Annotated in this window: 25 protein-coding genes and 1 pseudogene; 15 read left to right on the plus strand and 11 right to left on the minus strand. The window is 64.6% G+C overall.

Annotated features, from left to right (window positions below; all coding sequences use genetic code 11):
* Window positions 1–101 precede the first annotated feature (101 nt).
* Window positions 102–944 carry a DUF2884 family protein gene (locus NYR97_RS06635; RefSeq protein WP_316698068.1) on the plus strand — a complete coding sequence of 281 codons (843 nt, stop codon included), beginning with the start codon at window positions 102–104 and terminating at the stop codon, window positions 942–944.
* Window positions 945–953: 9 nt separating this feature from the next.
* Here the strand turns inward: NYR97_RS06635 and NYR97_RS06640 are convergent, their stop codons facing one another.
* The 3 genes from NYR97_RS06640 to NYR97_RS06650 form a co-directional block, all read right to left on the minus strand.
* The gene (locus NYR97_RS06640; RefSeq protein WP_316697184.1) at window positions 954–1,655 is read right to left on the minus strand and encodes an alpha/beta fold hydrolase; all 702 of its coding nucleotides are present in this window, start codon (window positions 1,653–1,655) and stop codon (window positions 954–956) included.
* Between the two features lie 164 nt (window positions 1,656–1,819).
* A complete protein-coding gene (locus tag NYR97_RS06645; protein ID WP_023902199.1) occupies window positions 1,820–2,248 on the minus strand; it encodes an organic hydroperoxide resistance protein in 429 nt (142 codons plus the stop codon).
* A gap of 106 nt (window positions 2,249–2,354) precedes the next feature.
* Entirely contained in the window at window positions 2,355–2,816 is a 462-nt protein-coding gene (locus tag NYR97_RS06650; RefSeq protein ID WP_316697185.1) for a MarR family winged helix-turn-helix transcriptional regulator, read from the minus strand.
* Window positions 2,817–2,959: 143 nt separating this feature from the next.
* On the opposite strand from NYR97_RS06650, the gene NYR97_RS06655 reads away from it, so the two are divergent.
* Window positions 2,960–3,496, plus strand: coding sequence for a hypothetical protein (locus NYR97_RS06655; RefSeq protein WP_176340057.1), 537 nt, complete (start codon window positions 2,960–2,962; stop codon window positions 3,494–3,496).
* Window positions 3,493–3,777, plus strand: coding sequence for a hypothetical protein (locus NYR97_RS06660; RefSeq protein WP_316697186.1), 285 nt, complete (start codon window positions 3,493–3,495; stop codon window positions 3,775–3,777). Before NYR97_RS06655 ends, NYR97_RS06660 begins: the two co-directional genes overlap by 4 nt.
* A 95-nt stretch (window positions 3,778–3,872) precedes the next feature.
* Here the strand turns inward: NYR97_RS06660 and zapE are convergent, their stop codons facing one another.
* Entirely contained in the window at window positions 3,873–4,967 is a 1,095-nt protein-coding gene (gene zapE / locus NYR97_RS06665) for a cell division protein ZapE (protein ID WP_316697187.1), read from the minus strand.
* Between the two features lie 84 nt (window positions 4,968–5,051).
* Window positions 5,052–5,714 carry an alpha/beta hydrolase gene (locus NYR97_RS06670; RefSeq protein ID WP_316697189.1) on the minus strand — a complete coding sequence of 221 codons (663 nt, stop codon included), beginning with the start codon at window positions 5,712–5,714 and terminating at the stop codon, window positions 5,052–5,054.
* Between the two features lie 66 nt (window positions 5,715–5,780).
* Here NYR97_RS06670 and NYR97_RS06675 point away from each other — a divergent pair, with 66 nt between their 5' ends.
* From NYR97_RS06675 to NYR97_RS06685, 3 genes are all read left to right on the plus strand, one after another.
* Entirely contained in the window at window positions 5,781–6,653 is an 873-nt protein-coding gene (locus NYR97_RS06675) for a hypothetical protein (RefSeq protein WP_316697190.1), read from the plus strand.
* A gap of 432 nt (window positions 6,654–7,085) precedes the next feature.
* Window positions 7,086–7,532 (plus strand): hypothetical protein, encoded by a 447-nt coding sequence (locus NYR97_RS06680; protein ID WP_316697191.1) that lies wholly within the window; start codon window positions 7,086–7,088, stop codon window positions 7,530–7,532.
* A 920-nt stretch (window positions 7,533–8,452) separates the two neighbouring features.
* On the plus strand, window positions 8,453–9,607 hold the full coding sequence (locus tag NYR97_RS06685; RefSeq protein WP_316697192.1) for a hypothetical protein: 1,155 nt from the start codon (window positions 8,453–8,455) through the stop codon (window positions 9,605–9,607).
* A gap of 169 nt (window positions 9,608–9,776) precedes the next feature.
* On the opposite strand, the gene NYR97_RS06690 is transcribed toward NYR97_RS06685, so the two are convergent.
* Window positions 9,777–11,102 carry a GTP-binding protein gene (locus NYR97_RS06690; protein ID WP_316697193.1) on the minus strand — a complete coding sequence of 442 codons (1,326 nt, stop codon included), beginning with the start codon at window positions 11,100–11,102 and terminating at the stop codon, window positions 9,777–9,779.
* 61 nt (window positions 11,103–11,163) lie between these two features.
* On the opposite strand from NYR97_RS06690, the gene NYR97_RS06695 reads away from it, so the two are divergent.
* Entirely contained in the window at window positions 11,164–11,550 is a 387-nt protein-coding gene (locus NYR97_RS06695; protein WP_316697194.1) for a MerC domain-containing protein, read from the plus strand.
* Window positions 11,551–11,660: 110 nt separating this feature from the next.
* On the opposite strand, the gene NYR97_RS06700 is transcribed toward NYR97_RS06695, so the two are convergent.
* Together NYR97_RS06700 and NYR97_RS06705 are read right to left on the minus strand one after the other, a co-directional pair.
* Complete coding sequence (locus NYR97_RS06700; RefSeq protein WP_316697196.1) at window positions 11,661–13,379, minus strand: ExeM/NucH family extracellular endonuclease; 1,719 nt, start codon at window positions 13,377–13,379, stop codon at window positions 11,661–11,663.
* 139 nt (window positions 13,380–13,518) lie between these two features.
* Window positions 13,519–14,037, minus strand: a complete 519-nt coding sequence (locus NYR97_RS06705) for a c-type cytochrome (protein ID WP_074058609.1) — start codon at window positions 14,035–14,037, stop codon at window positions 13,519–13,521.
* A gap of 368 nt (window positions 14,038–14,405) precedes the next feature.
* Between NYR97_RS06705 and NYR97_RS06710 the strand changes: the two genes are divergently transcribed.
* Genes NYR97_RS06710 through NYR97_RS06725 form a run of 4 tightly spaced genes read left to right on the plus strand, consistent with a single transcriptional unit; the run spans window position 14,406 to window position 17,344 of the window.
* A complete protein-coding gene (locus NYR97_RS06710) occupies window positions 14,406–15,050 on the plus strand; it encodes a DUF4198 domain-containing protein (RefSeq protein WP_316697198.1) in 645 nt (214 codons plus the stop codon).
* Between the two features lie 25 nt (window positions 15,051–15,075).
* Window positions 15,076–15,387 carry a DUF3649 domain-containing protein gene (locus tag NYR97_RS06715; protein ID WP_128417191.1) on the plus strand — a complete coding sequence of 104 codons (312 nt, stop codon included), beginning with the start codon at window positions 15,076–15,078 and terminating at the stop codon, window positions 15,385–15,387.
* The gene (locus NYR97_RS06720) at window positions 15,384–17,012 is read left to right on the plus strand and encodes a PepSY-associated TM helix domain-containing protein (protein ID WP_316697199.1); all 1,629 of its coding nucleotides are present in this window, start codon (window positions 15,384–15,386) and stop codon (window positions 17,010–17,012) included. The genes NYR97_RS06715 and NYR97_RS06720 overlap by 4 nt, the downstream gene beginning before the upstream one ends.
* Window positions 17,009–17,344 (plus strand): DUF3325 domain-containing protein, encoded by a 336-nt coding sequence (locus tag NYR97_RS06725; protein WP_043888837.1) that lies wholly within the window; start codon window positions 17,009–17,011, stop codon window positions 17,342–17,344. Before NYR97_RS06720 ends, NYR97_RS06725 begins: the two co-directional genes overlap by 4 nt.
* A 37-nt stretch (window positions 17,345–17,381) precedes the next feature.
* On the opposite strand, the gene NYR97_RS06730 is transcribed toward NYR97_RS06725, so the two are convergent.
* The 3 genes from NYR97_RS06730 to NYR97_RS06740 all read right to left on the minus strand — a co-directional run bounded on the left by NYR97_RS06730 (window position 17,382) and on the right by NYR97_RS06740 (window position 18,983).
* On the minus strand, window positions 17,382–17,909 hold the full coding sequence (locus NYR97_RS06730; protein WP_316697200.1) for an RES family NAD+ phosphorylase: 528 nt from the start codon (window positions 17,907–17,909) through the stop codon (window positions 17,382–17,384).
* The gene (locus tag NYR97_RS06735; protein WP_006450089.1) at window positions 17,906–18,280 is read right to left on the minus strand and encodes a hypothetical protein; all 375 of its coding nucleotides are present in this window, start codon (window positions 18,278–18,280) and stop codon (window positions 17,906–17,908) included. The genes NYR97_RS06730 and NYR97_RS06735 overlap by 4 nt, the downstream gene beginning before the upstream one ends.
* An 82-nt stretch (window positions 18,281–18,362) precedes the next feature.
* Entirely contained in the window at window positions 18,363–18,983 is a 621-nt protein-coding gene (locus NYR97_RS06740) for a TetR/AcrR family transcriptional regulator (RefSeq protein ID WP_316697202.1), read from the minus strand.
* 128 nt (window positions 18,984–19,111) lie between these two features.
* On the opposite strand from NYR97_RS06740, the gene NYR97_RS06745 reads away from it, so the two are divergent.
* The 4 genes and pseudogenes from NYR97_RS06745 to NYR97_RS06760 all read left to right on the plus strand — a co-directional run.
* Window positions 19,112–20,275 (plus strand): isovaleryl-CoA dehydrogenase, encoded by a 1,164-nt coding sequence (locus NYR97_RS06745; protein WP_006450091.1) that lies wholly within the window; start codon window positions 19,112–19,114, stop codon window positions 20,273–20,275.
* Between the two features lie 10 nt (window positions 20,276–20,285).
* Entirely contained in the window at window positions 20,286–21,896 is a 1,611-nt protein-coding gene (locus NYR97_RS06750) for a carboxyl transferase domain-containing protein (protein WP_316697203.1), read from the plus strand.
* A gap of 234 nt (window positions 21,897–22,130) precedes the next feature.
* The gene (locus tag NYR97_RS06755; protein WP_316697205.1) at window positions 22,131–24,155 is read left to right on the plus strand and encodes an acetyl/propionyl/methylcrotonyl-CoA carboxylase subunit alpha; all 2,025 of its coding nucleotides are present in this window, start codon (window positions 22,131–22,133) and stop codon (window positions 24,153–24,155) included.
* Between the two features lie 320 nt (window positions 24,156–24,475).
* A pseudogene (locus NYR97_RS06760) lies at window positions 24,476–25,603 on the plus strand (alpha/beta hydrolase family protein); the annotation flags it as partial.
* Window positions 25,604–25,698: the final 95 nt, after the last annotated feature.

Here is a 25,698-nt window from a genome sequence, read left to right on the forward strand (position 1 = left end):
GGCGCTCGACCCGCTTCACGCTTTTGCGGTTGCCGTTTGTTCGGATAAAGAGGTGCGGCACCCTGACTTCCTGCCCATGGCGGTGCGCATCGCCACGCGTGATGCTGGGGTCCGCCGATTTCCAGGCCGCCGCCATGCGCCCCACCGCCTTTCTCGCGCCGCTGTTACTGCTGGCGGCCTGTAGCGCGCAGGCCGAAACCGCCAAGCCGCAGGTGTCTTCGCAGCAGTGCGAGGTCCGTACGTCCTACGACGTGCTGGCCGATAGCGGCGGCATCTGGCTACGCCGCAAACAGGGCGTGCCGCGCGAGATCTTTTTCCACGGTGGCGAGCTCAACGTGGACCGTCAACCGCAACCGGTCAGCGCTGCAGACGCGCAACGCCTGCGCGAGATCGAGCACGGCGCCCGCACGCTGATGCCGGCAGTGACCGACATCGCCCGCTCGGTGGTCGACATCACCTTCGATGCGCTGGCCGGCGTGGTGCAGATGCTCACCGGCAGCACGCGCCAGGAGCGCAAGGTGGAGCGGCTGCGCGTCACCGCACTTGCGCAGGTCGATGCCACCCTGGGGCGTGGACGCTGGGAGCAGGAGCTGTTCGACGAACACTTCGAAGCCAATGTCGAACAGGCCGCAGAAGAGTTGGCCGGCGGCCTGACCCGCAGCGTGATGTGGACGGTGATGACCGGACGCACCGCGCAGCTGGAGCGACGCGGAGAGCAATTGGACGCGCGGATGGAACAACAGATGCAGGCACGCAGCGAAGCGCTGGAGGCGCAGGCACACAGCTTATGCACACAGGTAGAAGCGTTGTACGCGGTGCAACAGGCACTGGACTATCGCTTTCAAGGCGAGCGCTTGCAGATGCTGGAGCTCAAGACGCATCAGCAAAACGAGCAAGACGATGCGCCGGCTTCCAACAGCGTGGTGGTGACGGCTGCGCACTGAGGGCGCGTATCAGGCCAGCAGCCATTCCCGCAGCGCATCCGATACCGCCTGCGGCTGCTCCAATGGCGACAGATGGCCACACGCAGGCACTTGCACCAACTGCGCCTGCACGGCGAGCGCAGCCATTTCCTCGTGCAACGTAGGCGGGGTGATCGCATCGTCCTGGCCGCACAGCACCAGCACAGGACCAGTGAAGGCGCCTAGCAACGCGCGACCATCTTCCCGCTCCAGCCGGTTCTGGCGCACGAAGACCTCCACGCCCAGGCGCTGGGTCATGCCGCGCACGCGTTCCAGCAAGGCCGCGTCCTTCCAGCGCGATGGATGCACGTAATGCCGCATCAGCCGTTCGCCGAATCCAAGAAACGTCTTTCCGCCACGCACGCTCGCCTCCTGCGCGCGCCGTTGCGCGACACGCTCGGGCGAATCGGCACGGGCGGAGGTATCCAGCAAGGCCAGGCGCTCCACACGCTCGGGCGCGATGCGCAGGATTTCCTGCGCCACATAGCCGCCCAACGAAAAACCGGCCAATGCGAAACGCGGCGGCATACGCTCCAGCACCTGCGTCGCCAGCGCGCGCATGCTCTCGCCCTGGGTGATGTCGCCGACCACACACTCGGCAACGTCGGCCAATGCCACGCGCTGCGCGTGCCACAGCTGCGCATCGTTGAGCAGGCCAGGCAGCAGTAACAAGGTAGGACGCGGCGCGCTCATGCGCAGAAGATTCCGGTCGGCACCGGCGAAACAAGCACTGTCATCGCCGTAGTGTGCCGCGCGGCTGCGGGCATCGCCAGCACGTCCAAACGAACGCGGCCCGGCGCATGCGCCGGGCCGCTTCTGACACTGCTACGCGATATGCGCGGCAGCACTGGCGTGGATCAGGCCAGGGTCAGGGTGACGTCGATGTTGCCACGCGTGGCGTTGGAGTACGGGCAGACCTGGTGGGCCTTGTCGACCAGCGCCTGCAGTTCGGCCTTGTCCATGCCCGGCACCGCGATGCGCAATTCCACCGCAATGCCGAAGCCGCCCGGAATCTGGCCGATGCCGACGCTGCTGTCGATGCTCACTTCGCCCGGCAGCTTGAGCTTGTCCTGACCTGCAACGGCCTTCATCGCGCCGATGAAGCAGGCCGCATAACCGGCAGCGAACAGCTGCTCCGGGTTGGTGCCGTCGCCGCCCGCGCCGCCCAGCTCACGCGGGGTGGACAGCTTGGCGTCCAGCGCCTTGTCCGAGGACACGGCACGGCCTTCACGGCCGCCGGTTGCGGTGGCGTGGGCGGTATAGAGGATCTTTTCAGGTGAGGCCATGGTGGTTCTCCAGAGTGAGCGCTCTCGGCGCAGGATGTAGTTGAATCGTTGACGATTGAATCGTGTGCGACATGTAAATTGAGAACGTAAGCACGGGTGGGTCGACTCACGCCGCTCCGAGGCTGGAGCGTAGCTTTTCCAGTTCCTGCTTGAGTTGACGCAGTTCGTCCAACGAACACGCCGACGCGCAGAACACCTGCTCCGGCACCGCGCCCGCCTTGCTGCGCAAGGCGCGGCCGGCGTCGGTCAGCCCGATGATCACCTGACGCTCGTCGCTGACGGCACGCGTGCGGGTGACCAGGCCAGCGGCCTGCAGGCGCTTGAGCAGCGGCGTCAGCGTGGCCGAGTCCAGGTACAGGCGCTCGCCGATCTCCGACACGCCGCGCCCGTCGGTCTCCCACAGCACCAGCATCACCAGGTACTGCGGATAGGTCAGGTCCAGCGCCTTCAGCAGCCCGCGGTAGAGCTTGTGCATCGCCAGGTTGGCCGAATACAGCGCAAAGCACAGCTGGTTGTCGAGCTGCAGCAGCGCGTTGGTCCGGGCGGTGGTGGCTGTGGCGGTGTCCATGGCTGCAATTTACATAGTGCACTATTAAATTGCAAGCGACTTTATTCGCCCTTGAGAAAAATCCGCAATGTGCTGCAGCCGTGCAGCTGCCGGCCACCTGAGTTATAAGTAATTGGGAACCCTGCTCGTATCGCCAGAATCGTATGTCCGACCTCACATCTGTCCTCCGATCACTTCACCTGAAGGGCAAAACATCACCCCTGGTGAAAGACATGCCGGCCGTAAAGCTGGCGGCTGCCAAAGAGCTGGTAGCAGCCGGCGTCATGTCAGACGCGATCGTGCTCGGGGCCGACGATGGCTATGCGGTGCAACTGCTTGCGCGCGACCATAGCCGGCGCCTGCTCATCTCCAAATTGGGAGAGCCGCGCACCTTTGCCGGGATCGAGGCTGCAGCGAAAGCGTTGCACCAGATCGGCATCCACAGCTACCGCGTCGACAATACCCGGCAAGCGGATCCGGCAAACAATGTGCGCATCAGATTGCGCAAGCGCGCAGATCAGCAGAGCCGCATCGCGGGCGTGCACAAGGATGCTGCGTATCTACGGTTTTTGACCGACCGCACGCGCTCTGCCGTGGAGGCCGCCGATGCCAATCCGGCTGACTCGCTGACAGGCCAACACGCACGTGATCGCTTGCAGGCATTGAAACAGCAGGCCAGGAAACACATCGCCAAGACATGACCGTGTACTGGACGCTGCGCGCGGACGAAGCCAGGATCGAGTACTGGGTCGATTGCATGGAAGCGACCAACGAAGGCACTGCAGACGCACAGGATCAGCGAATCTACGACAAGGGCCAGACCCTTGATGGCGTCATGACCCATCGCAAAGGCGTGCAGCCAGGAACCTATCTGGCGCCCGCCTGCAGCGGAAAATTCACTCTGATCTATCGCAGATTTCCGAATGGTGATGCCGAAATCCTCGACGTTGTCCCGAGCCGCAGTAACTGGGAAAGTCCCTGAAGGCCAAGAGCCACTAACAAAACTACTGCGCAGCCGTCAGGTAGGCACTCGCTACGTTTTTTAGTCGCTCTAAGGTGCGCAACCACGCAAGCAACTCACGCCCGATGCGCAGTGGCCAGATAATCGGCGCTCTGCATCTCGATCAAACGCGAGGCGGTGCGCTCGAAGGCGCCGGCCAGGCGCTGGCCGCTGTACAACGCCGGCGGCGCGTCCTGCGCGGTGCAGACCAGATTGACGTGGCGGTCGTACAGCTCGTCGATCAGATTGACGAAACGGCGCGCCGCGTCCTCGTTCATGCGGTCGAAATGCGGAATGCCACCCAGCAGCACCGTGGTGAATTCGCGCGCGATCTCGATGTAGTCGCCCGGGCCGCGCGGGCCTTCGCACAGCGCAGCAAAGTCGAACCAGGCGATGCTCTTGCCGCGTGCGCGCACCGCAATCTTGCGCGCTTCTATTTCGATATTGCCGCCACGTGCCTCGGCATTTCCGCTCAATTCGCTCCAGCGCTGGCTGAGCCACTCATCGGCCTGCGCATCCAGCGGCGCGCGGTACACCGGCGAACGCGTCAATGCGCGCATGCGGTAATCCTCGGTGCCTTCGGCATACAGCTCGACGCAGAACTTCTGCAGCAAGCCGATCGCCGGCATGAAGCTGTCGCGCTGCAAGCCATTGGCGTAGAGGTTTTCTGGTGCGGTATTGGAGGTGGTCACCAGGGTCACACCTTCGGCGAACAAACGTTCCAGCAAGCGCGCCAGCAACATCGCATCGCCGATGTCGGTGACGAAGAATTCGTCCAGCACCAGCACGCGCAGATTCTCGCGCCACTGCTGGGCGATCTTGGCCAACGGGTCGCTCTGCCCGGCATGCTCGCGCAATTGCTCGTGCACGCCGCGCATGAACCTGTGGAAATGCGTGCGGTATTTCTGCTTGATCGGCAGCCCGTCGTAAAACAGGTCGACCAGGAAGGTCTTGCCGCGCCCCACGCCACCCCAGAAGTACAGGCCGCGCACAGGCTCGGGCTTTTTCCAGAAGGCCGACAGCCGGTCCAGCCAGCCATCCTGCGCGCTGTCCACCAATGCATCGTGGATACGGTCCAGCTCCGCCAACGCCGCCTGCTGCGCAGGATCGGCGCGCCAGTCGCCGCGTTGTACGCCGGCGGCGTAGCGCTGCGACGGGGTCATCTCAGTCATCGTGTTCTCCGCGGGCCGGCTGCTGCCAAGCCCGCTTAACGGCGCGTCGCAGAGCGATACGCCTGTGCGTGGGCCATGCCGCGGTCAGACTGCGGCCGGCAACCAGCGCCGGACACCATGCTGGATCGCACCGCGTAGGTCGATCAATTTGCGGTGGAAGAAGTGGCTGGTGTCGGGCATGCGCACCAGCTCGGGTTGCTGCTCCAACGTGTCCAGCCAGTCGTAGACCGCCTGCGGGTCGACGATTTCATCGGCATCGCCCTGAATCACCAACCAGTTCGCAGGCGGCTGCATGCCGCTGAAATCCCAGCGCCCGGCCGGCGGCGCGATCGAGATCAACACCTGCGGTTCGAGCGAGCCGGCAGCGCGCAACGACACGTAGGCGCCGAAGCTGAAACCGGCCAGCCACAGCGTGTCGCCCGGGCGTTGGCTGCGCACCCACGCGGCAACCGCACGCAGATCGTCCTGCTCGCCGTTGCCATGATCGAAGCTGCCGGCCGAGGTGCCGACACTGCGGAAATTGAAGCGCACCACGGTGATGCCCAGCTCGCGCAACGCGCGCGCGGCCATGGTGACGACCTTGTTGTGCATGCTGCCCCCCTCGGTGGAGAGCGGATGGCAGACGATGGCGGTGACCGGTTGCACAGCGACGTCCGGCTCGGGCAGATCGACTGCGATATCGAGCGGGCCGACCGGCCCCTCCAACGTCAACGCAGCCGATTCGGTGGGGAATGGGAGATTGGACATGCCCTCATAATAGCCGCCCCGCCGGCCGCGTTCATCGCCCTGCCTGCACACTTCGTTGCGTTGCCTATGTATTTCCTGCTGTTTGCCGTTGTTTGCAGTGTCCTGGTGTCGGTGCTTCTCAAGTTGGTGCCGCGCTATCGCCTGGATGCTTCCCAGACCATCACCTGGAACTACGCCACCGCTGCCGTCCTGGCGTGGCTGTTGCTGGATCCTGCGTTGGACACGCTGCATGCGCCGTCCACACCGTGGCCAGCATTGCTGGCGCTTTCGGTTGCGTTGCCGTCGATCTTCATGGTGCTGGCGCGCGCCGTGACCACTGCCGGCATCGTGCGTACCGAGATGGCACAACGTTTGTCGTTGCTGCTGTCGTTGGCGGCGGCTTTCACCCTGTTCGGCGAACCGTTCAACGGATGGAAGCTGACTGGACTGGGCATGGGCCTGCTGGCCATCGTATGCATCGTGCAACGCGCAGATCCGCGCGACCGCGCTGCGCCAGCGCCCTTGGCTGCGTGGCCGTGGCTACTGGGTGTGTGGATGGGCTTTGCACTGATCGATCTGTTGCTCAAGACCATCGCGCAGGCCGGTACGTCGTCGCTGACCTCGCTCACACTGTGCTTCGCCATCGCCTTCGTCCTGATGTCGCTGCTGCAGGGTCTGCGCTGGACACGCGGCGTGCGGATGGACGGCCGCAACGTCGTGGCCGGCGTGCTGCTGGGCATGCTCAATTTCGGCAACATCTTTTGCTATGTGCGCGCCCATCAAGCGCTGCCGCACAGCCCCGCTACGGTCTTTGCGAGCATGAACATCGGCGTGGTCGTCCTTGGCGTGCTGGTGGGCGCGCTCGGGTTCAAGGAGCGTCTCGGTACACGCGTATGCGTGGGTCTGCTGCTGGCGGTCCCGGCGATCGCCGCCATTGCATGGGGCATGTACACCGCTTGAAAACATCAGCCGTTCGGTTAGTGGGCCGTTTGTTCGCAGCGTACCGGGTTCGGTAAAACAAGCTCGATACCGTAGCGACCACACACAGGGCTTGTCGTCCGGTTGGAGTGGATCATGCGGCTGAATCCCTGGTTGAAAGAGCGGCAGGCAACGAGCGCTGCCGCAGATGCAACCGGTGCCTGCGGCTCAGGCACGTCGCGGCTGTTCGCCCAACCGCGCAGGCTGCCTGCGGCGGCTGGCGGTGTAAATGTGCGGCATGCGCCTGCCGCACGACAGGAGCAAGCACCTGCCTGCGCGCTTCAACGGACGCAGCAACAGGCAGCGCAGGCCTGGCTTCCATCATCGCCGTGCTTGGCAGGTGTTGCGTCCCACGCATCACCGCCAGGCGCTGCGCGATTGCCGCGCGCTGGAATGCGGTCTCTGTTGCAAGGCATGAACCGCCGTCTGATCCAACTCAACACGCAATACCACGCCATCACCACGCGCTTGTTTCTTGAGGAGCGCCAGGCAATGCCGCAGGAACAACGCGTGCTTGATCAACGCAATCGTCTATTGGCGCGGCGCAATCAGGTACGCGACAGTCAATTGGTGTTTCTGCTGCAAGCACTTGCACCGTTGGAGCAAGTGGATGCCCCGACCACGACAGCCGACCAGCGGACCAATACGCACAACGATGCGATGCAGCGCGCTCACGTGCGATCGCTGGCATTGAACGCGATGGCTCGCGCAACCTGCCTGGCCGAGGTCTTCAGGCATGCCGAAATGCAGCTGGATGGCTTGCAGGAAAGCGCTGCGCCATGCGAACGGATCCTGAAACTGCAACGGCTCATGCAATGCTACCGCACCCTGGCGGCTACGACTGTCGGCTCCGATAAATAACCTGAAGGAAGTCCGCCAACAGCGGAAGCAAGGCGACGGACATGCATGACCACGTTTTTGGATACCTCGACGCCGAGCGGAGGACGGCACCTGCAAGTGCGGCGATCGCCTGCGGTGTGCACATCGATTGAAGAGTGACATTTCGGCTTGCGCGACGCCGGTTCGCAGCCTGCATCACGCCATCGGAGGCGGTCGCTACTGTGGGCACGTACGACCCACAGGAGTTCGTTATGCGCCTAAATCCGTTTTCGAGCAGCCGCCATCGGGTCGCTCCAGAACCGCTCAGCCCCGCCTCGACCACGACCACAAAGCACATTGAGACGACCACGCAGCATCCGCTGTCTCAAGCGCACAAGCGCAGCAAAGCGCAGGGCGCGGCGAAAACATCTACCCAAGCCTTTCTTGCGTCCGCGCGCAAATCATTCGAGTCCTTGCGCAAGCAGCTGCCGTCAATGCACATGAGCTCTTCAGCGCTACGGCCAACGCGCACCTCAGCTGCGCCCGGGCCTTACGTGACGCAGGTGGCCACGCAGGATCGCCCACCGCAAGGGCATGACGCGCAGCCCGTTGTCGATGCACGCCGGCAGCAGCCTGCTCCACAGGCCACCGGGCCAGCGCGCGCAAAGGGGCCGGAACCACAGCGGACTGCCTCCATACCGCGGCCAGCTCCGATCAAGCAGGCACCTATCCCGATAGTTTCTCCGCCACTGGCGACATCGCCGGTCATGCCCGGACCCGGGCATGTGCAGCAGGCACAGCAGCAACCTCGCACCGAACACGGATTGCAAGCGTCCATTTCCAACGCAAGGCATCGCGAAACCCCGCAGCAGCCGAAACCGCGACACAACGCGGGGAGCGCGCGATCTGTGCCGCCTGCAGTAGAGCCAGCGTCGTCGACAGTGGCCTCTCCGCGCGCGCGCATGGAACGGCAACCCTCGCTACGCCGCTTGACTCAGGATTTTGCGGAGATCAACAAACGCTACAACGAGATCAGCAAACAGCTGTTTGTTGAGGATCGCGATGCAACGTCAGCAGAAGAGCAGGTGATAGAGCAGCGTTATGCGCTGCTCACCAAGCGCAATGAAGTCCGCGACAGCGAGCTCAATGCACTGTTGGCCGCACTCGCACCGATGCAAGACATCTCTGCACCACACGCCACGACCGGCGCGACACCGCAGTTTGCCAGGGAACATAATCAGCGCGAGTTGAAATCGCTTGAGAAACAACTCCAGTTTGTTGACGAAGAGGTGCTGAAAAAATCTTACACGCGCGCAGCGAGGCGCCTGGACAGTCTGGAGGAAAGCGGCGCACCGCCTGCCAAGATGCGCCAACTGAAGCGCATGATGCAGGGTTACCAGAACATGCTTGCCCTGAAGGAAGCCGGGAAAGTGCAACTGGCATCTTCCAACAATGTGCGCCGTGCTGATGGGCAGCGCTCGCAGCACGCGGCGTCTGATTCACGTTCGGCAACGCAATTGCAAGCCCCCCTCCCCCAGCAAATGCGCCGTGATAAGAGGCAGCATCCGCAGCATACCGTGCCAACACCACAGCTCGTACCGGTCGCACCCGCACTATCGCAAGGCCGCGTTCCTCAGCTCGAAACATTATTGGCCGCGCTCGCACCAGTTGAAGACATTCCTGCACCGAAACCCATCGCGCTTCCCTCCACATCCAAGGACAACGCGGTCGCGTTGAACTTCAACAGCGCCAAGTCATGGGTCAAAGACAACGCAGTCGCGGTGAACTTCAACAGCGCCAAGTTATGGGAGTTCATCAATAAGAACATCGATGGAGATATGTTGAAGAAGAATTATGCGCTCGCCGAGCGGTACCTGGAGTCCCTTGAAGAAGGCGCCATGCCCTCCCCCGGGATAGTGCGTCTTCGACGCATGATGCAGGGCTACAAGAATCTGGTTTCTCTGAAGAATATCACCGAGCAAACAGACAACCATCTGCATAAAATTGGAGCGCCGCGACAGATGTCATTGATGCCAACCACAGCGCAAGAGCGTAAGCGGTCCTACGACATAGAACGTAACGATCATCAAGAGGCAATCGACAATGGTTATTTGTGAGAGTCGAAACTCGGCACGCCCCTGCAGCCACGCGGTCAGCGCAGATGCCGACAGCAGTCGGCGCCCATGTGGTTTTGCATCCTGCACGCCACGAAAAGTTTTGCGCAGCGTGTAGCCGATGACATACGGGCTGCCGGCGGGCTGACTTTGGCAGTAGGACCAAGTCGCTTCACCGCTCCCAATGCGGAAACGGATCATCCAGTAGTTGCCATTGCGCCGGGCCCTGGCGCAGTTCGTGATCGCTGAGCAGGCACGCGTCCAGCGCAGCGCGCGTGCCCGGCGCATCCATGTCCACGCCGATCACCGCCAGCTCCTGGCGGCGGTCGCCCCATAGCGGATGCCATAGCCGCTGCATCGCGGCGTATTCGCTGGCATCGCCTACTTCGTGCAATTGCGGCAGCGGCGCGGTCCAGCACTGGATCTGCTGACGCTGCCAGCCAATGTCGGTGTACGGCAGCGGGGTGATACTGGTCTGCAGCGGCTCGCCGATCGCGTGCGCATCCACACGATGGCGCGCGGCGAACCAGAAGCCGGCGGCGTTGGTTTGCGTGGCACCGCCTACGCTGGACAACTCGCCCACCCAATCCATGCGACTGGCCAGCCAGAAAAAGCCCTTGCTGCGAATCACCTGCGGCAGACCGCTGTGCACCATCCGCGCGAAGCGCTGCGGATGGAACGGCCGGCGCGCGCGGTACACGAAACTGCTGATGCCGTATTCCTCGGTCTCCGGCGTGTGCTGGCCGCGCAGTTCCTGCATCCAGCCCGGCGCCAGCTGCGCACGGGTGAAATCGAAGCGCCCGGTATCGAGCAAGCTGCGCAGCGGCACCTCGCCATGCGTGGCATCCACAATCGCCGCCTCGCGATTGAGCGCACGCAATACCGCGCGCAGACGTTGCAGCTGCGATGCATCGATACGGTCGCACTTGCTGATCACCAGCACGTCGGCGAACTCCACTTGCTCGCCCAGCAACTGCACCAGCCCGCGGGTGTCGTCCGGGCCGGCTTGCTGGCCAAGTTCGGCCAGGGTGGCGGCCGAGCCGAAATCCTGCAGGAAGCGGCTGCCGTCCACCACCGTCACCATGGTGTCGAGCCGGGCGATGTCGGCCAGGCTGAAGCCGTCGGCATCGCGCACCGCGAAGGTGGCCGCCACCGGCATCGGCTCGGCAATGCCGGTCGATTCGATCAGCAGATAGTCGTAGCGCTTCTGCTCGGCCAACCGCCGCACTTCCTGCAGCAGATCGTCGCGCAGCGTGCAGCAGATGCAGCCATTGCTGAATTCCACCAGCGTTTCTTCGGTGCGTCGCAGGGCCGCGCCGCCGTCGCGTACCAGCTGCGCGTCGATGTTGACCTCGCTCATGTCGTTGACGATCACCGCCACGCGCAGGCCGTCGCGGTTATGCAGGATGCGGTTGAGCAAGGTGGTCTTGCCGGCACCAAGGAAGCCGGACAGCACGGTGACGGGAAGACGTGAATCGCGCTTGGGGGACAGGGACATCCTGAGAGCCTGGCTGGAGTGAAGTGTTACTATATAACACTTACTCGACAGGGCACGCTCCATGCGCGTTACCGCTTCTGTGCTGGATCGCTCGGCCATCGCGCTGTCCAGCCTGTGTCTGCTGCACTGTCTGGCCCTGCCGCTGCTGGCCGCCGCACTCCCGCTGCTAGGCGCCTGGAGCCGGGCCGAATGGGTGCATGTGGTGTTCGCCACCGCCGCCGTGCCGCTCAGCGGCTACGCACTGTGGAGCAGCCATCGCCGACACGCACTGCCCGCGCCGGTGTGGGCATTGGCGGCATTCGGACTGGCCGGCCTGGTACTCGGCGCAAGCGGGGTGGCCGGCGGCACGCTGGAGACCCCGATCACTGTGACTGGCAGCCTGCTGCTGGCCAGCACCCACCTGGTCAATCTGCGGCTACGTCGCCGCTCGGGGCATTGCGCGAACTAGGTGCTCGCGGCCTGCCTTTTTTCCATGGCAGCACAGCAGCGCGCGAAAACACGTTGCAGACAGCACGTGTCGCGCACGCGCCTGCAGCGGGATTCGAACGCCAGCTTGCGCTACAGCGAAAAGCCCAGCAGCACCGGGTCGTGGTCGGAACTGCGCCACGGACCGGCCAGGTTGCGCTTGGCGTAGCCGGCATCGTCCATGACATCGGCGTTGATATGCCATTCCACCGCGCCGCGCAGTTGCTTGGCCATCGCCGGGCTGAGCAGCGCGTGATCCAGCCGCCCGCTCATGCCATCGTAGACGTAGCTGTAAGGCTGTTTCACTCCGGCCACCGCGAACGCATCCTGCCAGCCGCTGGCGCGCAGGCTGCGCATCGGGCTCTCCATGGCGTAGGCGTTGAAGTCGCCCAGCAGCACGGCAAGTTTGGTCTGCGCGCCGGTGGGGTCGGTCTGCAGCCACTGGTGCAGGCGCTTGGCCGACTCGGTGCGGGTGGCGTTCCAGCAAGCCTGGCCGTCACGCTGGTCGGCATCGGCGCCGCTGGCGGTGCCGCACCCCTTGGACTTGAAGTGGTTGGCAACCACCACGAAGGTCGCGCCGCGGGTGCTGCGAAACGCCTGCGCCAACGGCACACGGCTGTGGCTGTCGAACGGCCCGCCGGTCAACGTGGCCGGCTTGCCGACCGGGGTGACCTGGGTGCTGCGATAGACGATGCCAACCCGGATCGCGTCATCGCCCGGGCCGCTGCCGGTGTCCACGAACTGCCAGTCCTTGTCGGTGCCGGCAGCGTTGAGCGCAGCCACCAGTTGCGCCACTGCGGCATCGGCGCCGTTGCCGTCGTTTTCCAGCTCCATCAACGCGGCCACGTCGGCACGCAACGGCACGATGGTGGACACCAGCTTGGCCAGCTGCGCCTGGAACTGCTCATGCGTGCGCGCACCGCGCTTGGTCGGAAACCCGCCGCCGCGGCCATTGCCGTTGAAGAAGTTCTCCAGATTGAACGAGGCGATACGCAGATCGCCGCCGACCTGCGGCGTAACTGCAGTCGGCATCGCCGGCAGCGTCAGCGGATTCAGCACCTGGATGCGGTAGTTGCCGTCGTAGCGCTGGTCGACGATACCATCCACCGACTTGAGCAGGCTGCCGGTGCGCAACACCGCATCTGCCGGCAGATAGGCCACCGTTTTGGGACTGCGGCCATTGCGTGCATCGTCCAGCAGCACCCGGCGGCGTGCGTTCTCCGCCTCCAGCTGCGTGAAAGCCGCAGTGCCGGTCGCGGCCACTTCGCTCGGCTGCCACACGCGCCCACCGAAGGCGGCGACCAGCTCGCCGTAAGTCTCCAGGCGATCGCTGCCGTTGAGCGTCAACGCAGCGATGCGCACATGCTCGCCTTCGAGCGCTTCCCAGTTGGCCGGCGGCCCGCTGAGCATACGCACCGGTACCGGCTGGCCACTGGCGAGCCGCTCGATACTGCTGGCATCCACCGTGGTCAGGCTCGCCTCGCCGCCTGCCGACACTTCGCGCACCGTGCCGATGACGCGCACGCGATCACCCGCTGCCACCTCGGCATCGCCGGCGCCGGTGACGAACAGGCCGTGCGAGCGCCGCGGCTCAAACCCGGGCTGCTGCACGAACAGGCCGGCAAGGCCGATGCGGGTATCGGCAGTGACGATACCTTCGACCTCCACCACGCGGCCGTCGTAGGGGCTACGCGTGTCTTCGCCCTGCACATCGGCAATCGACAGGCGTTGCGGCGCGCCATCGGCGGCACTGCCCAGCAGCGGAGCCAGCAGACCGATCACACCGAGCACAACAAGCGAGCAACGCGACATCGACACACTCCAGAAAGACGTAGACCAAAATGCAAGCGCCGCCCGGAAGGCGGCGCATGAGCGGCTGAGCGTTGCAACAGGCTAACAAACCGCTGCGAACTGCGACCAGATGGTGCGTGGAGCCGCTTGTTTCAGGCGCCTACTTCAGATTGCCCAGCATCCAATCGACCGTGGCACGTACCTGTTCTTCGGTCAGCGCCGGGTTGCCGCCCTTGGCCGGCATGATGCCGCCGTCCGGGCCGGTGTAGCCCTCGATCGCGTGCTTGTACAAGGTGTCCTTGCCCTGGGCGATGCGCGCGTCCCAATGCGAATGATCCAGCGTCGGCGCCTTGCCTACGCCGGTGGTATGGCAGGCGGTGCACAGATTGTCGAAGATGGTCTTGCCGTCGGTGCTGCCGCCATAGGCGGACTGCGAGGAGGCCTTGGCCAGTGCTGCTGCCTGAGCCGCCGCTTGTGCGGACGCGCCGGTGGTGCCGGCATACACCGCACCGGCCGGTGCGATGCGTTGCTGCACGCGTTTGGCCGCAGTGGGCGAGACTTCGTCGGGAATGGCACGTTGCAAATAGGCTGCCAGGGCGATCAGGCCCAGGGTGATCACTACCAGTAGTCCGATCACCATCGAGAATTTTTTCAGGAACTCGAGGTCGTAATTCCGCACGCGCTCACCCCTGGCTGTTGGTCGAAGACCTCTGCTAGCGCCGGAGTATAGAGCACAGTTCGCGCCAGTCTGGCCACTGTGCATGACAGTTATCGCCGCGATGCGTCCTGCAGCTTGGCGGGCGGTACGTCTTGTGCGCAGGCACCTGGCGTGCCGCCGGCAAATTGCCGCGATGCCGCATGACATGGCCGCTTGGCACTACCCTTCTGCGGCAGAACCCGCTTCCCGCATGATGAGCAGGCGCTGGTCGAACCCGCAGGTCCCGGATGGCGCGTTGGTCTCGTTTCGTGGAATTGCGTATCATTCCCATCAACCCACGGTGACGCGGTTCTCGCCTCGCCCGGTCCCGCTTATGAGGAGTCGCCGCGATGAAGTCCTTTCTGCTGTCCTGCCTGGCCTTGGCCAGCATCAGTCTGTCTGCCCAGGCCCATGAAATCTGGATCGAGCGCGACGGCAGCGGCCCGGTGCGCATCTACTTCGGCGAGCCGGCGCAGGACACCCTCGACCACGGCGAAGACGAGATCAAGCGGGTGGTCAAGCCGACCGTGTTCGGCACGGCCGGCAAGGCCGGCGCATTGCAGCGCGGCAGCGAGTTCCTCACCGCGCCGCTGTCCGGCACCGGCGATGCCTGGCTCAGCGACGACAGCGTGTTCGAACCGTGGAAGGGCGAAGCCGGCGGTTTCGAGACGGTGAGCTATTACGCCCGCGCCGGCCGCGCCACGCCCGCGGCCAAGCTCGATTTCGAACTGGTGCCCACTGCCGCCAACAGCAACACGCTGACCGTGCTCTATCGCAACAAGCCGCTGCCCAAGGTCGAGGTGACCGTGATCGACCCGCAGAAGTGGCAGAAGACGCTGACCTCCGATGCCAAGGGTCAGGTGACCTTGCCCAAGCTGCGCGCCGGCCGCCACATCCTGGTCGCCACCAACAAGGAGCCGGTGAAGCGCGAGGTCGCCGGCAAGCAGGTGGCGATGATCCACCACATCAGCACGTTGACCTTCCTGGCCGAGTAAGTCGGCCGCACATGCAGCACAGCTGATGTCTACCGCCCCGCCCCTGTCGCTTCCCTGGTTCAGGCGCCCCTGGCTGGGCGTGCTTGCGCGCACGCTGGCCGCGATCTTTGGCGGTTACGCGCTCGCCAGTGCCACCAATCTGTTGCTGGCGCTGGTACTGCCGATGCCGCCCAGCGAAGCGGTGCTGACCAGCATGCTGGTCGGCATCGTGGTGTGCGCGTGTGCCCCGTTGTGGGCCTTTGCCACCGCCAGCGTGTGGCGGGCGTGGGCAGGCATCGCGGTGCCGGCGGCGCTGATGTTCGCGCTGGCCGCATGGCTGCAACGGAGCGTGGCATGAAGCAGGGATTCCGCCAGTCGATGGCGTGGCTGCACACCTGGACCGGCCTGCTGGTCGGCTGGGTGTTGCTGCTGATCTTCATGGGCGGCACGGCGAGTTATTACCGCGACGAAATCAGCCGCTGGATGCGCCCGGAACTGCCCACCACCACGGTGAGCAACGCGACCGCACTGCGCAGCGCCGAACAGTATCTGCAAGCGCATGCAGCCGATGCGCAGAGCTGGAACATCACCTTGCCGGACACGCGCAATCCGGTGGTGAGCATGTACTGGCAAAATCCTGCGCCAGCCGATGGCAAACCCGCCAGTCGCCGCGAGATGTATGGCAATGCCATCATCGACCCGGCCACCGGCCAGGAGATCGCCGCACGCGACACCCTGGGCGGCGACTTCTTCTATCGGCTGCATTTCGATCTGCATTATCTGCCGGTGCTGTGGTCGCGCTATATCGTGGGTTTCTGCGCGATGTTCATGCTGGTGGCGATCATCAGCGGGGTGATCACGCACAAGAAGATCTTCAAGGATTTCTTTACCTTTCGCCCGGGCAAGGGCCTGCGCTCGTGGCTGGATTTCCACAACGTCAGCGCGGTGACCGCGTTGCCGTACCACGCGATGATCACCTACACCGGCATCGTGACCTTGATGTTCATGTACCTGCCGTGGGGCATCAAGGCGCAATACCCCGACAACGAAATGCGTTTCTACGAAGAAGCCGCCAACCGGGTTGCCGATACGCGGAAGGCATCGGGCACACCGGCGCGCATGCTGCCGCTGGAACAGTTCGTGGCACGTGCGCGCAGCGACTGGCGCGGTGGCGAGATCGGCAACGTGGCGGTGTCGCTTCCCAACGATGCGCATGCCGCAGTCGGCGTGACTCAGGTGGCCGGCAGTCTCTCGACCGATGCGCCGTCCATTCTGTTCGATGCGATCAGCGGCCAGCGCCTGCAGCGTAGCGGCGCGCCGGGCGGTGCCAGCCAGACGCGCGGCACGATGGTGGGCCTGCATATCGCCCACTTCGCCGGGCCATGGATGCGCGCACTGTTCTTTGGCTCTGGTTTGCTCGGTTGTTTGATGGTGGCCAGCGGTGTGGTGATGTGGGCGGTGAAAGAACGCCCCAAACATCTCAAGGCCGGGCGCATCGGCTTCGGGCTGCGTCTGGTGGATGCGCTCAACATCGGCACGGTCGCCGGCTTGCCGATCGCCTTTGCCAGTTTCTTCTGGGCCAACCGATTGCTACCGGTGACGCTGGACGCACGCGCGGCGATGGAGGCCAATCTGTTTTTCGCTGCATGGGCCACCGCATTGCTGGCCGCCTTCGCCTGGCCACGGCGCGCGATGTGGAGTTGGCAGCTGTATCTGGGCGCGGCGTTGTTTGCGCTGGTGCCGCTGCTCAATGCGATCACCACCGATGTGCATCTGGGCGTGACGTTGCCGGCCGGGCAATGGGCGCTGGCCGGTGTCGATCTGGTGTGCCTGTTCCTTGGCGTGTGTCTGGGGATCGCAGGTTGGCGGTTGCAGCATTGGAAGGCACCGCAATCGGCATCTGCGCGACGCGCGCGCGCCACTGCGTCTGCGTCTGCGTCTGCGTCTGCGCAGAACAGCGTGCCGATGCAGGAAAGCGCATGAGTGTATTGCTCTTGCTGGCACTGAATTTTTCGGGATTCGCTGCGTTATGCCTGGCGATGGACAAGCATCAGCAGGAAGTGCGTGGCCGCATGCTGGGCGCTGCGCGCTCGCGGCAATTGCGGGCGCTAGGTTGGCTGCTGTTGCTGCTCACCTTTGGCCTGGCGGTGCACGCGCAGGGCTGGGGTATCGGTTCGGTGTTGTGGATTGGCACCTTGACCGGTGCTGCGGCGTTGCTGTCGCTGTGGTTGCTGCCGTATCGGCGTGGCTTGATTCTGCCGACAGCTGTGGCCGCGCCAGTGCTGGCCGGTGTGGTGCAGCTGTTGGTTGGTTGAAAATTCGATCGTGGCGTCATGCATCGCGCGCGCGCCATTACACCACGATCGGCGGATCGCCCCAACTCCGCCCGTCGCGCGGCAGGCGGCCATCGTCGAGTACGTGCAGCACTTGCTCAGGCTGCAGCATGTCCAGGAACAGCACCACGTTGATGCCCTCCGGCAACGCCATGCTGGGAAAGATCACGCCTGGAATTAGCGCCTCGCGCAGCATGTCGCCGAGTACCCAGCTCACCGGTTCGATCTTGTTGACCAGGGCCTTGCGCCAGTCCTCGGTCCAATCGGCCCAGAGCGGATCCCAGCTTGCATCGAGCAGGCGCAGATCGGCCAACGCGGGCAGATCGACGGCGTAACTGACCAGCGTCAATGGCGGTAGAAACGGCGAGGCCTGCGCGTATTCGGCGGCAGCGGTTTCCAGTTGCTGCGAGAGATACAAGGCTGGTTGACCGAAGCGATTGAAGCGCCCGCCCGAGCGCGCGGCACCGGCGCCGCTCAGCGGTTCGGCGGCCCAGCGCGGAGTGAAGGCGCGATACAACGTGCAGTGCGCCGGGGCGCTCAGCTTCAACCGGCAGCCCCGGCTTCAACGGTGCGCAGGTAGGTCAATGCATCGTCGGTGCGGCCCTGTTTGACCACCTCCAGCAAGGTGGCGAATTCGAACGCGGGGATCGGCGTGTTCTTGAGGTGGAACACCACCTGGCGTTCGTCCGGTTGGACTTGCGCCATCGCCACCAGCAAGCGCGACAGGTTGCGCAGCAGGTCCTGCACGCGCGGGCTTTCCGGGTGCACGCGCAGGCTGTTGCGATGCACGCCGGCCAGTTCGGCCAGTTCCTGTTGCGACAGATCCAGCAGGCCGGCCATCGCCGATGGCGACAGGATGGTGCGGTCTGGCACACGCAGGCGTTCGGTCAGGGCCAGGGGATTGAGGACGGCGACCATGGGCGACTCCGGTAAGTGTGCACAGTATATGCACACTCAAGTGGATTAATACGGCACAGCAGACACCTCGGTCAGTGCATTGTCAGCTCGACACCTGCCGCGCACCCACCGCGCGCAAGCAGAAGCCGCAGATCGCCTCGACCAGCTGCTCCCCCTGTTGCGGGTCGCTGCGGCTGGGGGCAACCGGGCCCACCAAGGCCTCGGTGAAGGCGCCGACGATGCAGGCCGCCGCTGCGTCCAGCGATTGCTGCGGGAACTCACCGGCGGCCACGCCTTCGGCAAGCAGCTGGCGGAACACCTCGCCAAACAGGCGCCGGCCACGGATGCGCTCGGCATCCACTTCGCTTTCCACCGGCTCGGCGATGAACGCGTAGGCCAACGCGGGACCGGCCAGCGCGCGCCGTACAAACGTGGCGATGGCGTTACGCAGACGCTCGGCGGCACTGGCCTGGGTGGTGGCGATGGTGCGCAGAATGGTCATCTCGCGCTGCACGGCCTCATTGAGAACTTCCACGAAAAGGTCAGCTTTTGAGGGGAAATGTCGGTAAATCTGCCCGGTCGAGACACCTGCTGCGGCGGCGACGGCGGTCACTGGCGCATTGCGGTACCCGCCTTCGGCGATCAGGGCGCGAGCTGCGTGCAGGATGCGTTCGCGGTTGCCGGCAAGGCGTTCTTCCATCAGGGCGGAGCGTCGATAAGCCATGGTGTGATTCTGGGTTCAATAGTTGAATTTTAGTTCACTTTTTCACTGCGGACCGCTAGGCTGCGCACAAACGCCGTGCGGCCTGCCCGCTCCTACCCGGCACACCCCGATCCTTGCGGAGTCGCTCCATGCACGTGCCGTCCTTGAACTTCGCGCTTGGCGAAGAAATCGATCTGCTGCGCGAAAGCGTGGCGGCCTTTGCCAGCCACCATATTGCCCCGCTCGCGGCCGCTGCCGATCAGGACAATGTTTTCCCCGCGCAGCTGTGGCGCCTGTTCGGCGAGCAGGGCCTGCTCGGGTTGACCGTGGAAGAAGACTACGGCGGCAGCGGCATGGGCTATCTGGCGCATGTGGTGGCGATGGAAGAAATTTCGCGGGCCGGCGGCGCGATCGGGCTGTCCTACGGCGCGCATTCCAACCTGTGCCTCAACCAGCTGCGCAAGAACGCCACGCCCGAGCAGAAGCAGCGCTACCTGCCCAAGCTGTGCACCGGCGAGCATGTCGGCGCGCTGGCGATGAGCGAGGCCGGCTCCGGCTCGGACGTGGTGTCGATGAAGCTGCGTGCCGACGCGCGCGGCGACCGCTTTGTGCTCAACGGCAACAAGATGTGGATCACCAACGGCCCGGACGCCGATGTGCTGGTGGTGTACGCCAAGACCGATCCGGCCGCCGGCGCACGCGGCATCACCGCCTTCATCGTCGAAAAGGGCATGCCCGGCTTTTCCACTGCGCAGAAGCTCGACAAGCTCGGCATGCGCGGCTCCAATACCTGCGAATTGGTGTTTACCGATTGCGAAGTGCCGGCCGAGAACGTGCTGGGCACGCTCAACGGTGGTGTGCGCGTGCTGATGTCCGGATTGGATTTCGAAAGGGTGGTGTTGGCCGGTGGCCCGCTGGGATTGATGGCCGCCGCGATGGACGTGGTGCTGCCCTACGTGCACGAGCGCAAGCAGTTCGGCGAGCCGATCGGCACCTTCCAGTTGATGCAGGCCAAGCTGGCCGACATGTACGTCGGGCTCAACGCCTGCCGTGCGTACGTGTATGCGGTGGCGCGCGCCTGCGATGCCGGGCAGACCACGCGCCAGGACGCGGCCGGCGCGATTCTCTACGCGGCCGAAAAAGCGACCTGGCTCACTGGCCAGGCGATCCAGGTGCTGGGTGGTAACGGCTATATCAACGACTACCCCACCGGGCGCTTGTGGCGCGATGCCAAGCTGTACGAAATCGGTGCGGGCACTTCGGAGATCCGACGCATGTTGATCGGCCGCGAGTTGTTCGAACGCACCGCCTGACGGAGCCATCATGAGCGTGATCATCAGCCAGCTGCAGATCAGCGGCGAGAGCTTCCAACACAACGCTGCCGCACTGCGCGCAGTGATCGAGGATCTGCGCAGCACGCTGGCGCACACTGCATTGGGCGGCAGCGAGGCCGCGCGCGCCAAGCACACCGCCCGCGGCAAATTGCTGGTGCGCGAACGCATCGACGCCTTGCTGGATCCGGGCAGCGCCTTGCTGGAGATTGCGCCGCTGGCCGCGCACGGCATGTACGACGATCAGGTGCCCTGCGCTGGCGTGGTGGCCGGCATCGGGCGCGTGTCCGGGGTGGAATGCGTGATCGTGGCCAACGATGCCACCGTCAAGGGAGGCACCTATTACCCGATGACGGTGAAAAAGCATCTGCGTGCGCAGGAGATCGCGCAGCAGAACCGCCTGCCGTGCATCTATCTGGTCGATTCAGGTGGTGCGTTTCTGCCGCTGCAGGATGAAGTGTTTCCCGACCGCGATCACTTCGGGCGCATCTTCTACAACCAAGCCAATCTGTCGGCCAACGGCATCCCGCAGATCGCCTGCGTGATGGGGTCGTGCACCGCCGGCGGTGCCTACGTGCCGGCGATGAGCGATGAGACGGTAATCGTGCGCGAGCAGGGCACGATCTTTCTCGGCGGCCCACCGCTGGTGAAAGCCGCCACCGGCGAAGAAGTCAGTGCCGAAGAACTCGGCGGTGCGGATGTGCACACGCGCATATCGGGCGTGGCCGATCACTTTGCCGACAACGATCTGCAGGCCCTGGCGCGCGTGCGCGCCATCATCGCGCAGCTCAACTGGCGCAAACCGGCAGCAACATTGGCACTGCGTGCACCGCTACCGCCGCGGCATGCCGCCGATGAGCTCTACGGCGTGATCCCTGCCGATACGCGCAAGCCGTTCGATGTGCGCGAAGTGATCGCACGCATCGTCGACGACTCGCAGCTGGACGAATTCAAGCCGCGCTATGGCAGCACCCTGGTCACCGGCTTTGCGCATCTGCATGGTTACCCGGTGGGCATCATCGCCAACAACGGCATCCTGTTTTCCGAGTCCGCGCTCAAGGGCGCGCACTTCATCGAGCTGTGCACGCAGCGCGGCATTCCGCTGGTGTTTTTGCAGAACATCACCGGCTTTATGGTCGGGCGCAAATACGAGCACGGCGGCATTGCCAAGGACGGTGCCAAGCTGGTGATGGCGGTGGCCTGCGCCAAGGTGCCCAAGTTCACCGTGGTGATCGGCGGCTCGTTCGGTGCCGGCAACTACGGCATGTGCGGTCGTGCGTATTCGCCGAACTTCCTGTGGATGTGGCCGAATGCGCGCATCGGTGTGATGGGCGGCGAACAGGCCGCCAGCGTGCTGGCCACGGTGCGCCGCGACGGGATCGAAGCCAAGGGTGGGGCCTGGTCGGGCGAGGAAGAAGAAGCGTTCAAGGCGCCGATCCGGGCGCAGTTCGAGCAGCAGGGGCATCCGTACTACGCCAGTGCGCGGCTGTGGGACGACGGCATCATCGACCCGGCCGATACGCGTCGTGTGCTTGGGCTGGGATTGTCGGCTGCGTTGAATGCGCCGATCGAAACGACACGCTTCGGCGTGTTCCGGATGTGAGGCGGTGATGCGCCTGCATGTGCGGCTCTTCAGTGGTTGGCGCTGCACAGACATGTGCGAACAGCTTGTCGCAGGTTGTCTGGAGCGCTGCATGAGCGCGCACGTGTTTTCAAGTAGCGGATCACGGTGGAGACCACCTGTGCCAGCAGCAGTCCCCGTCTTTATCTTGCAATGCACGCAACCGTTTTTTTATCGCAGTCCCCGCCGCCATGGCGGGGTGCAGAGACCTTCGTCATGACCCAGCACGAATCCACCGCAGCAACACGGCCGTACTTCGACAAGATCCTGATCGCCAATCGCGGCGAGATCGCGTGCCGGGTCATTGCCACCTGTCGCAAGCTCGGCATCGCAACGGTGGCGGTGTACTCGGATGCCGATCGCGATGCGCGACATGTGCGTCTGGCCGATGAAGCGATCCATATCGGTGCGGCACCGGCGCAGCAAAGCTACCTGCGTGGCGAGGTCATTCTCGACGCCGCACGCGCAAGCGGCGCGCAGGCGATCCATCCGGGTTATGGCTTTCTTTCGGAAAACGCAGCGTTTGCCGATGCCTGCGCGCAGGCGGGCATCGTGTTTATCGGCCCACCCGCAGCCGCGATTCGCGCGATGGGCGACAAGAGTGCGGCCAAGGCGCTGATGCAACGCGCCGGCGTGCCGTTGACGCCGGGCTACCACGGCGACGAACAGGCGCCGGCCTTCCTGCGCGCGCAGGCCGATGCGATCGGCTATCCCGTCTTGATCAAGGCCAGCGCCGGCGGCGGTGGCAAGGGCATGCGCCGCGTGGATGCCAGCGCGGCCTTCGAAGAAGCCTTGGCCAGCTGCCAGCGCGAGGCGCACTCGGCGTTCGGCAATGCCCAGGTGCTGGTGGAAAAATATGTCGAGCGGCCGCGCCATATCGAGATCCAGGTGTTCGGCGATACGCAGGGCGAGGTGGTGTATCTGTTCGAACGCGACTGCTCGGTGCAGCGCCGCCATCAAAAGGTGCTGGAAGAAGCGCCCGCCCCCGGCATGAGCGAACAACGCCGCGCAGAGATGGGCAAGGCCGCCGTGGACGCCGCACGCGCTGTGGGCTATGTCGGTGCGGGCACGGTGGAGTTCATTGCAGGCCCGGATGGCGATTTTTACTTCATGGAAATGAACACCCGGCTGCAGGTCGAGCACCCGGTGACCGAGTTGATCACCGGTACCGATCTGGTCGAGTGGCAGCTGCGTGTGGCTGCCGGCGGGCCGCTGCCGCAGCGTCAGCACGAACTGCGCATCCACGGACATGCGCTGGAAGCGCGCCTGTATGCCGAGGATGCCGAACGCGGCTTTCTGCCCTCGACCGGCACGCTGCGGCAGCTGCAGCTGCCTGCGCCCAGTGCGCATGTGCGCATCGACGCGGGCGTGGAGCAAGGCGACACCATCAGCCCGTATTACGACCCGATGATCGCCAAGCTGATCGTGTGGGATATCGATCGCCCCGCCGCGCTTGCACGCATGCGTCAGGCGCTTGCGCAGTGCCATGCGGTCGGTGTCACCACCAATAGTGCATTCCTCTCGCGTCTGATCGGCACCAAGGCGTTTGCCTCGGCGGATCTGGACACCGCATTGATTGAACGCGAGCATGCGGCCCTGTTTCCGCAAGCGCATGCGCCAGACAGTGCGTGGTGGTGCCTGGCTGCCGTGTTGATGGCCGAGGCGGTGCCGAACGCCACGCCCGATCCGGCCGACCCGTTCTCGCCGTGGGGAAACACCGATGGATGGCGTATCGGCGCGCATGCAGCGCAGGCCATCACGCTGGAGGCCGCAGGCGAGCGGCGCCAGCTAGGCGTGCGTCGGCTGGCTGATGCTTGGCAGGTTACTGACCTGGGCAACACGCATGCGCTGCGCTACCAAACGCAGGGCACCGCGCTACGCGTGGAGATGGATGGACGGCAATGGCGCGCACAGGTGCTGCGCGACGGCAGCACGCTGACCCTGATCGGCGCTGAAGACCGTGCGGTCTTCCGCCACCACGACGCATTGATCGAAGCCGATCAACCCGCGCATGAAACCGGCGGCCTGACCGCACCGATGCCGGGCCGCATCGTGTCGCTGGTCGCCGCGGTCGGCCAGCCGGTCACGCGCGGGCAAGCCCTGGTGGTGCTCGAAGCGATGAAGATGGAGCACACCCTGCACGCGCCCGGCGACGGCACCGTGCAGGCGTATCTGGTCGCAGAAGGCGATCTGGTCGCCGATGGTGTCGCGTTAGTGGAATTCGTGTCCGCGTCTGCGTAGCGCCGCACCAAAGGGTGACCAACGGCACGCTCGTGTGCGCAGGCATTGCGTCTAGCGTTGCGGAAAGCGGCCGGCCTGGCCGCGATTCTCACCGGAGGCTTTAAAACCGCGTCCACGACCGATCAGGCCGCACCGCCTGCAGCAACCGCGACAGCGCCCGCCGGCCCCCCCCCCCCCCCCCCCGGAACTGATCACCCGCGATGCGCTGTTCGGCAATCCCGAGCGCGCCAACGTGACCATCAGCCCGGACGGCAAGTATCTGAGCTGGGTGGCACCGCTGGAGGGTGTGCTCAATGTCTGGGTCGCGCCGGTGGATGCGCATCGCCGCCGATCTGCAGAAACTCAAATCACTCGGCGCAGGCGATGCCAGCGTCGCATCACGCACGCTCGATGACCGCACCTGGATCGTGGTGTATTCGGCAGCGGAAACACCGCTCACCTACTACCGCTACGACCGCGCCGATGGCGGCAAGCTGACCAAGTTGTTCTCCGCCCGGCCCGCGCTGGATGGCAAACCGCTGGTACCGATGTGGCCACAGGAACTGACCTCGCGTGATGGCCTCAAGCTGGTCAGCTATCTCACCCTGCCCGTCGAGGCCGACGCCAACCACGACGGCAAGGCCGATAAACCGGTGCCGCTGGTGCTGTTCGTGCATGGCGGCCCGTGGGCGCGCGATAGCTACGGCTACGGGCCGTACGAGCAATGGTTGGCCAATCGCGGCTATGCGGTGCTGGCGGTCAATTTCCGCGGCTCCACCGGCTTCGGCAAGGCGTTCACCAACGCCGGCAACGGCGAGTGGGGCGGCAAGATGCACGACGACCTGCTCGACGCGGTGCAGTGGGCCGTCAAGCAGGGCGTGACCACCCCCAACGAGGTCGCCATCATGGGCGGCAGCTACGGCGGCTACGCCACGCTGGCCGGCATGACCTTCACCCCGGACGCGTTCAAGTGCGGCGTGGACATTGTCGGCCCGGCCAACCTCAACACCTTGCTCGCCACCATCCCGCCGTACTGGGCCAGCTTCTACAAGCAGGCGACCAAGCGCATGGGCGACCCGGCCACCGCCGCTGGCAAGCAATGGCTGACCGATCGCTCACCGCTCACGCATGTCGGCAAGATCAGCAAGCCGTTGTTGATCGGCCAGGGCGCCAACGACCCGCGCGTCAAACAGGCCGAGAGCGACCAGATCGTCAACGCGATGAAGGCCAAGAACATTCCGGTGACCTATGTGCTGTTCCCGGACGAAGGCCACGGCTTCCGGCGCCCGGAAAACAGCAAGGCCTTCAACGCGGTGACCGAGGGCTTCCTGGGCCAATGCCTGGGCGGCCGCGTGCAACCCATCGGCGAAGACCTGACCGGCTCCAGCATCACCGTCCCGGAAGGCGCCGACAAGGTGCAGGGCTTGAGCGATGCGTTGAAGACGCATACGCAGGCGATTCGGCGGTAAATCGGCCGAAGTGGTCGATCGCTTCACAGTGATGGCACTTGCTACTGCGCTCGCCTGCAAAGGCGAGCGCTGACGCGCAGCTCTGGAGCACGGAG

Source organism: Xanthomonas hydrangeae, from assembly GCF_032697525.1.
In the GTDB taxonomy this organism is placed as follows: domain Bacteria; phylum Pseudomonadota; class Gammaproteobacteria; order Xanthomonadales; family Xanthomonadaceae; genus Xanthomonas; species Xanthomonas hydrangeae.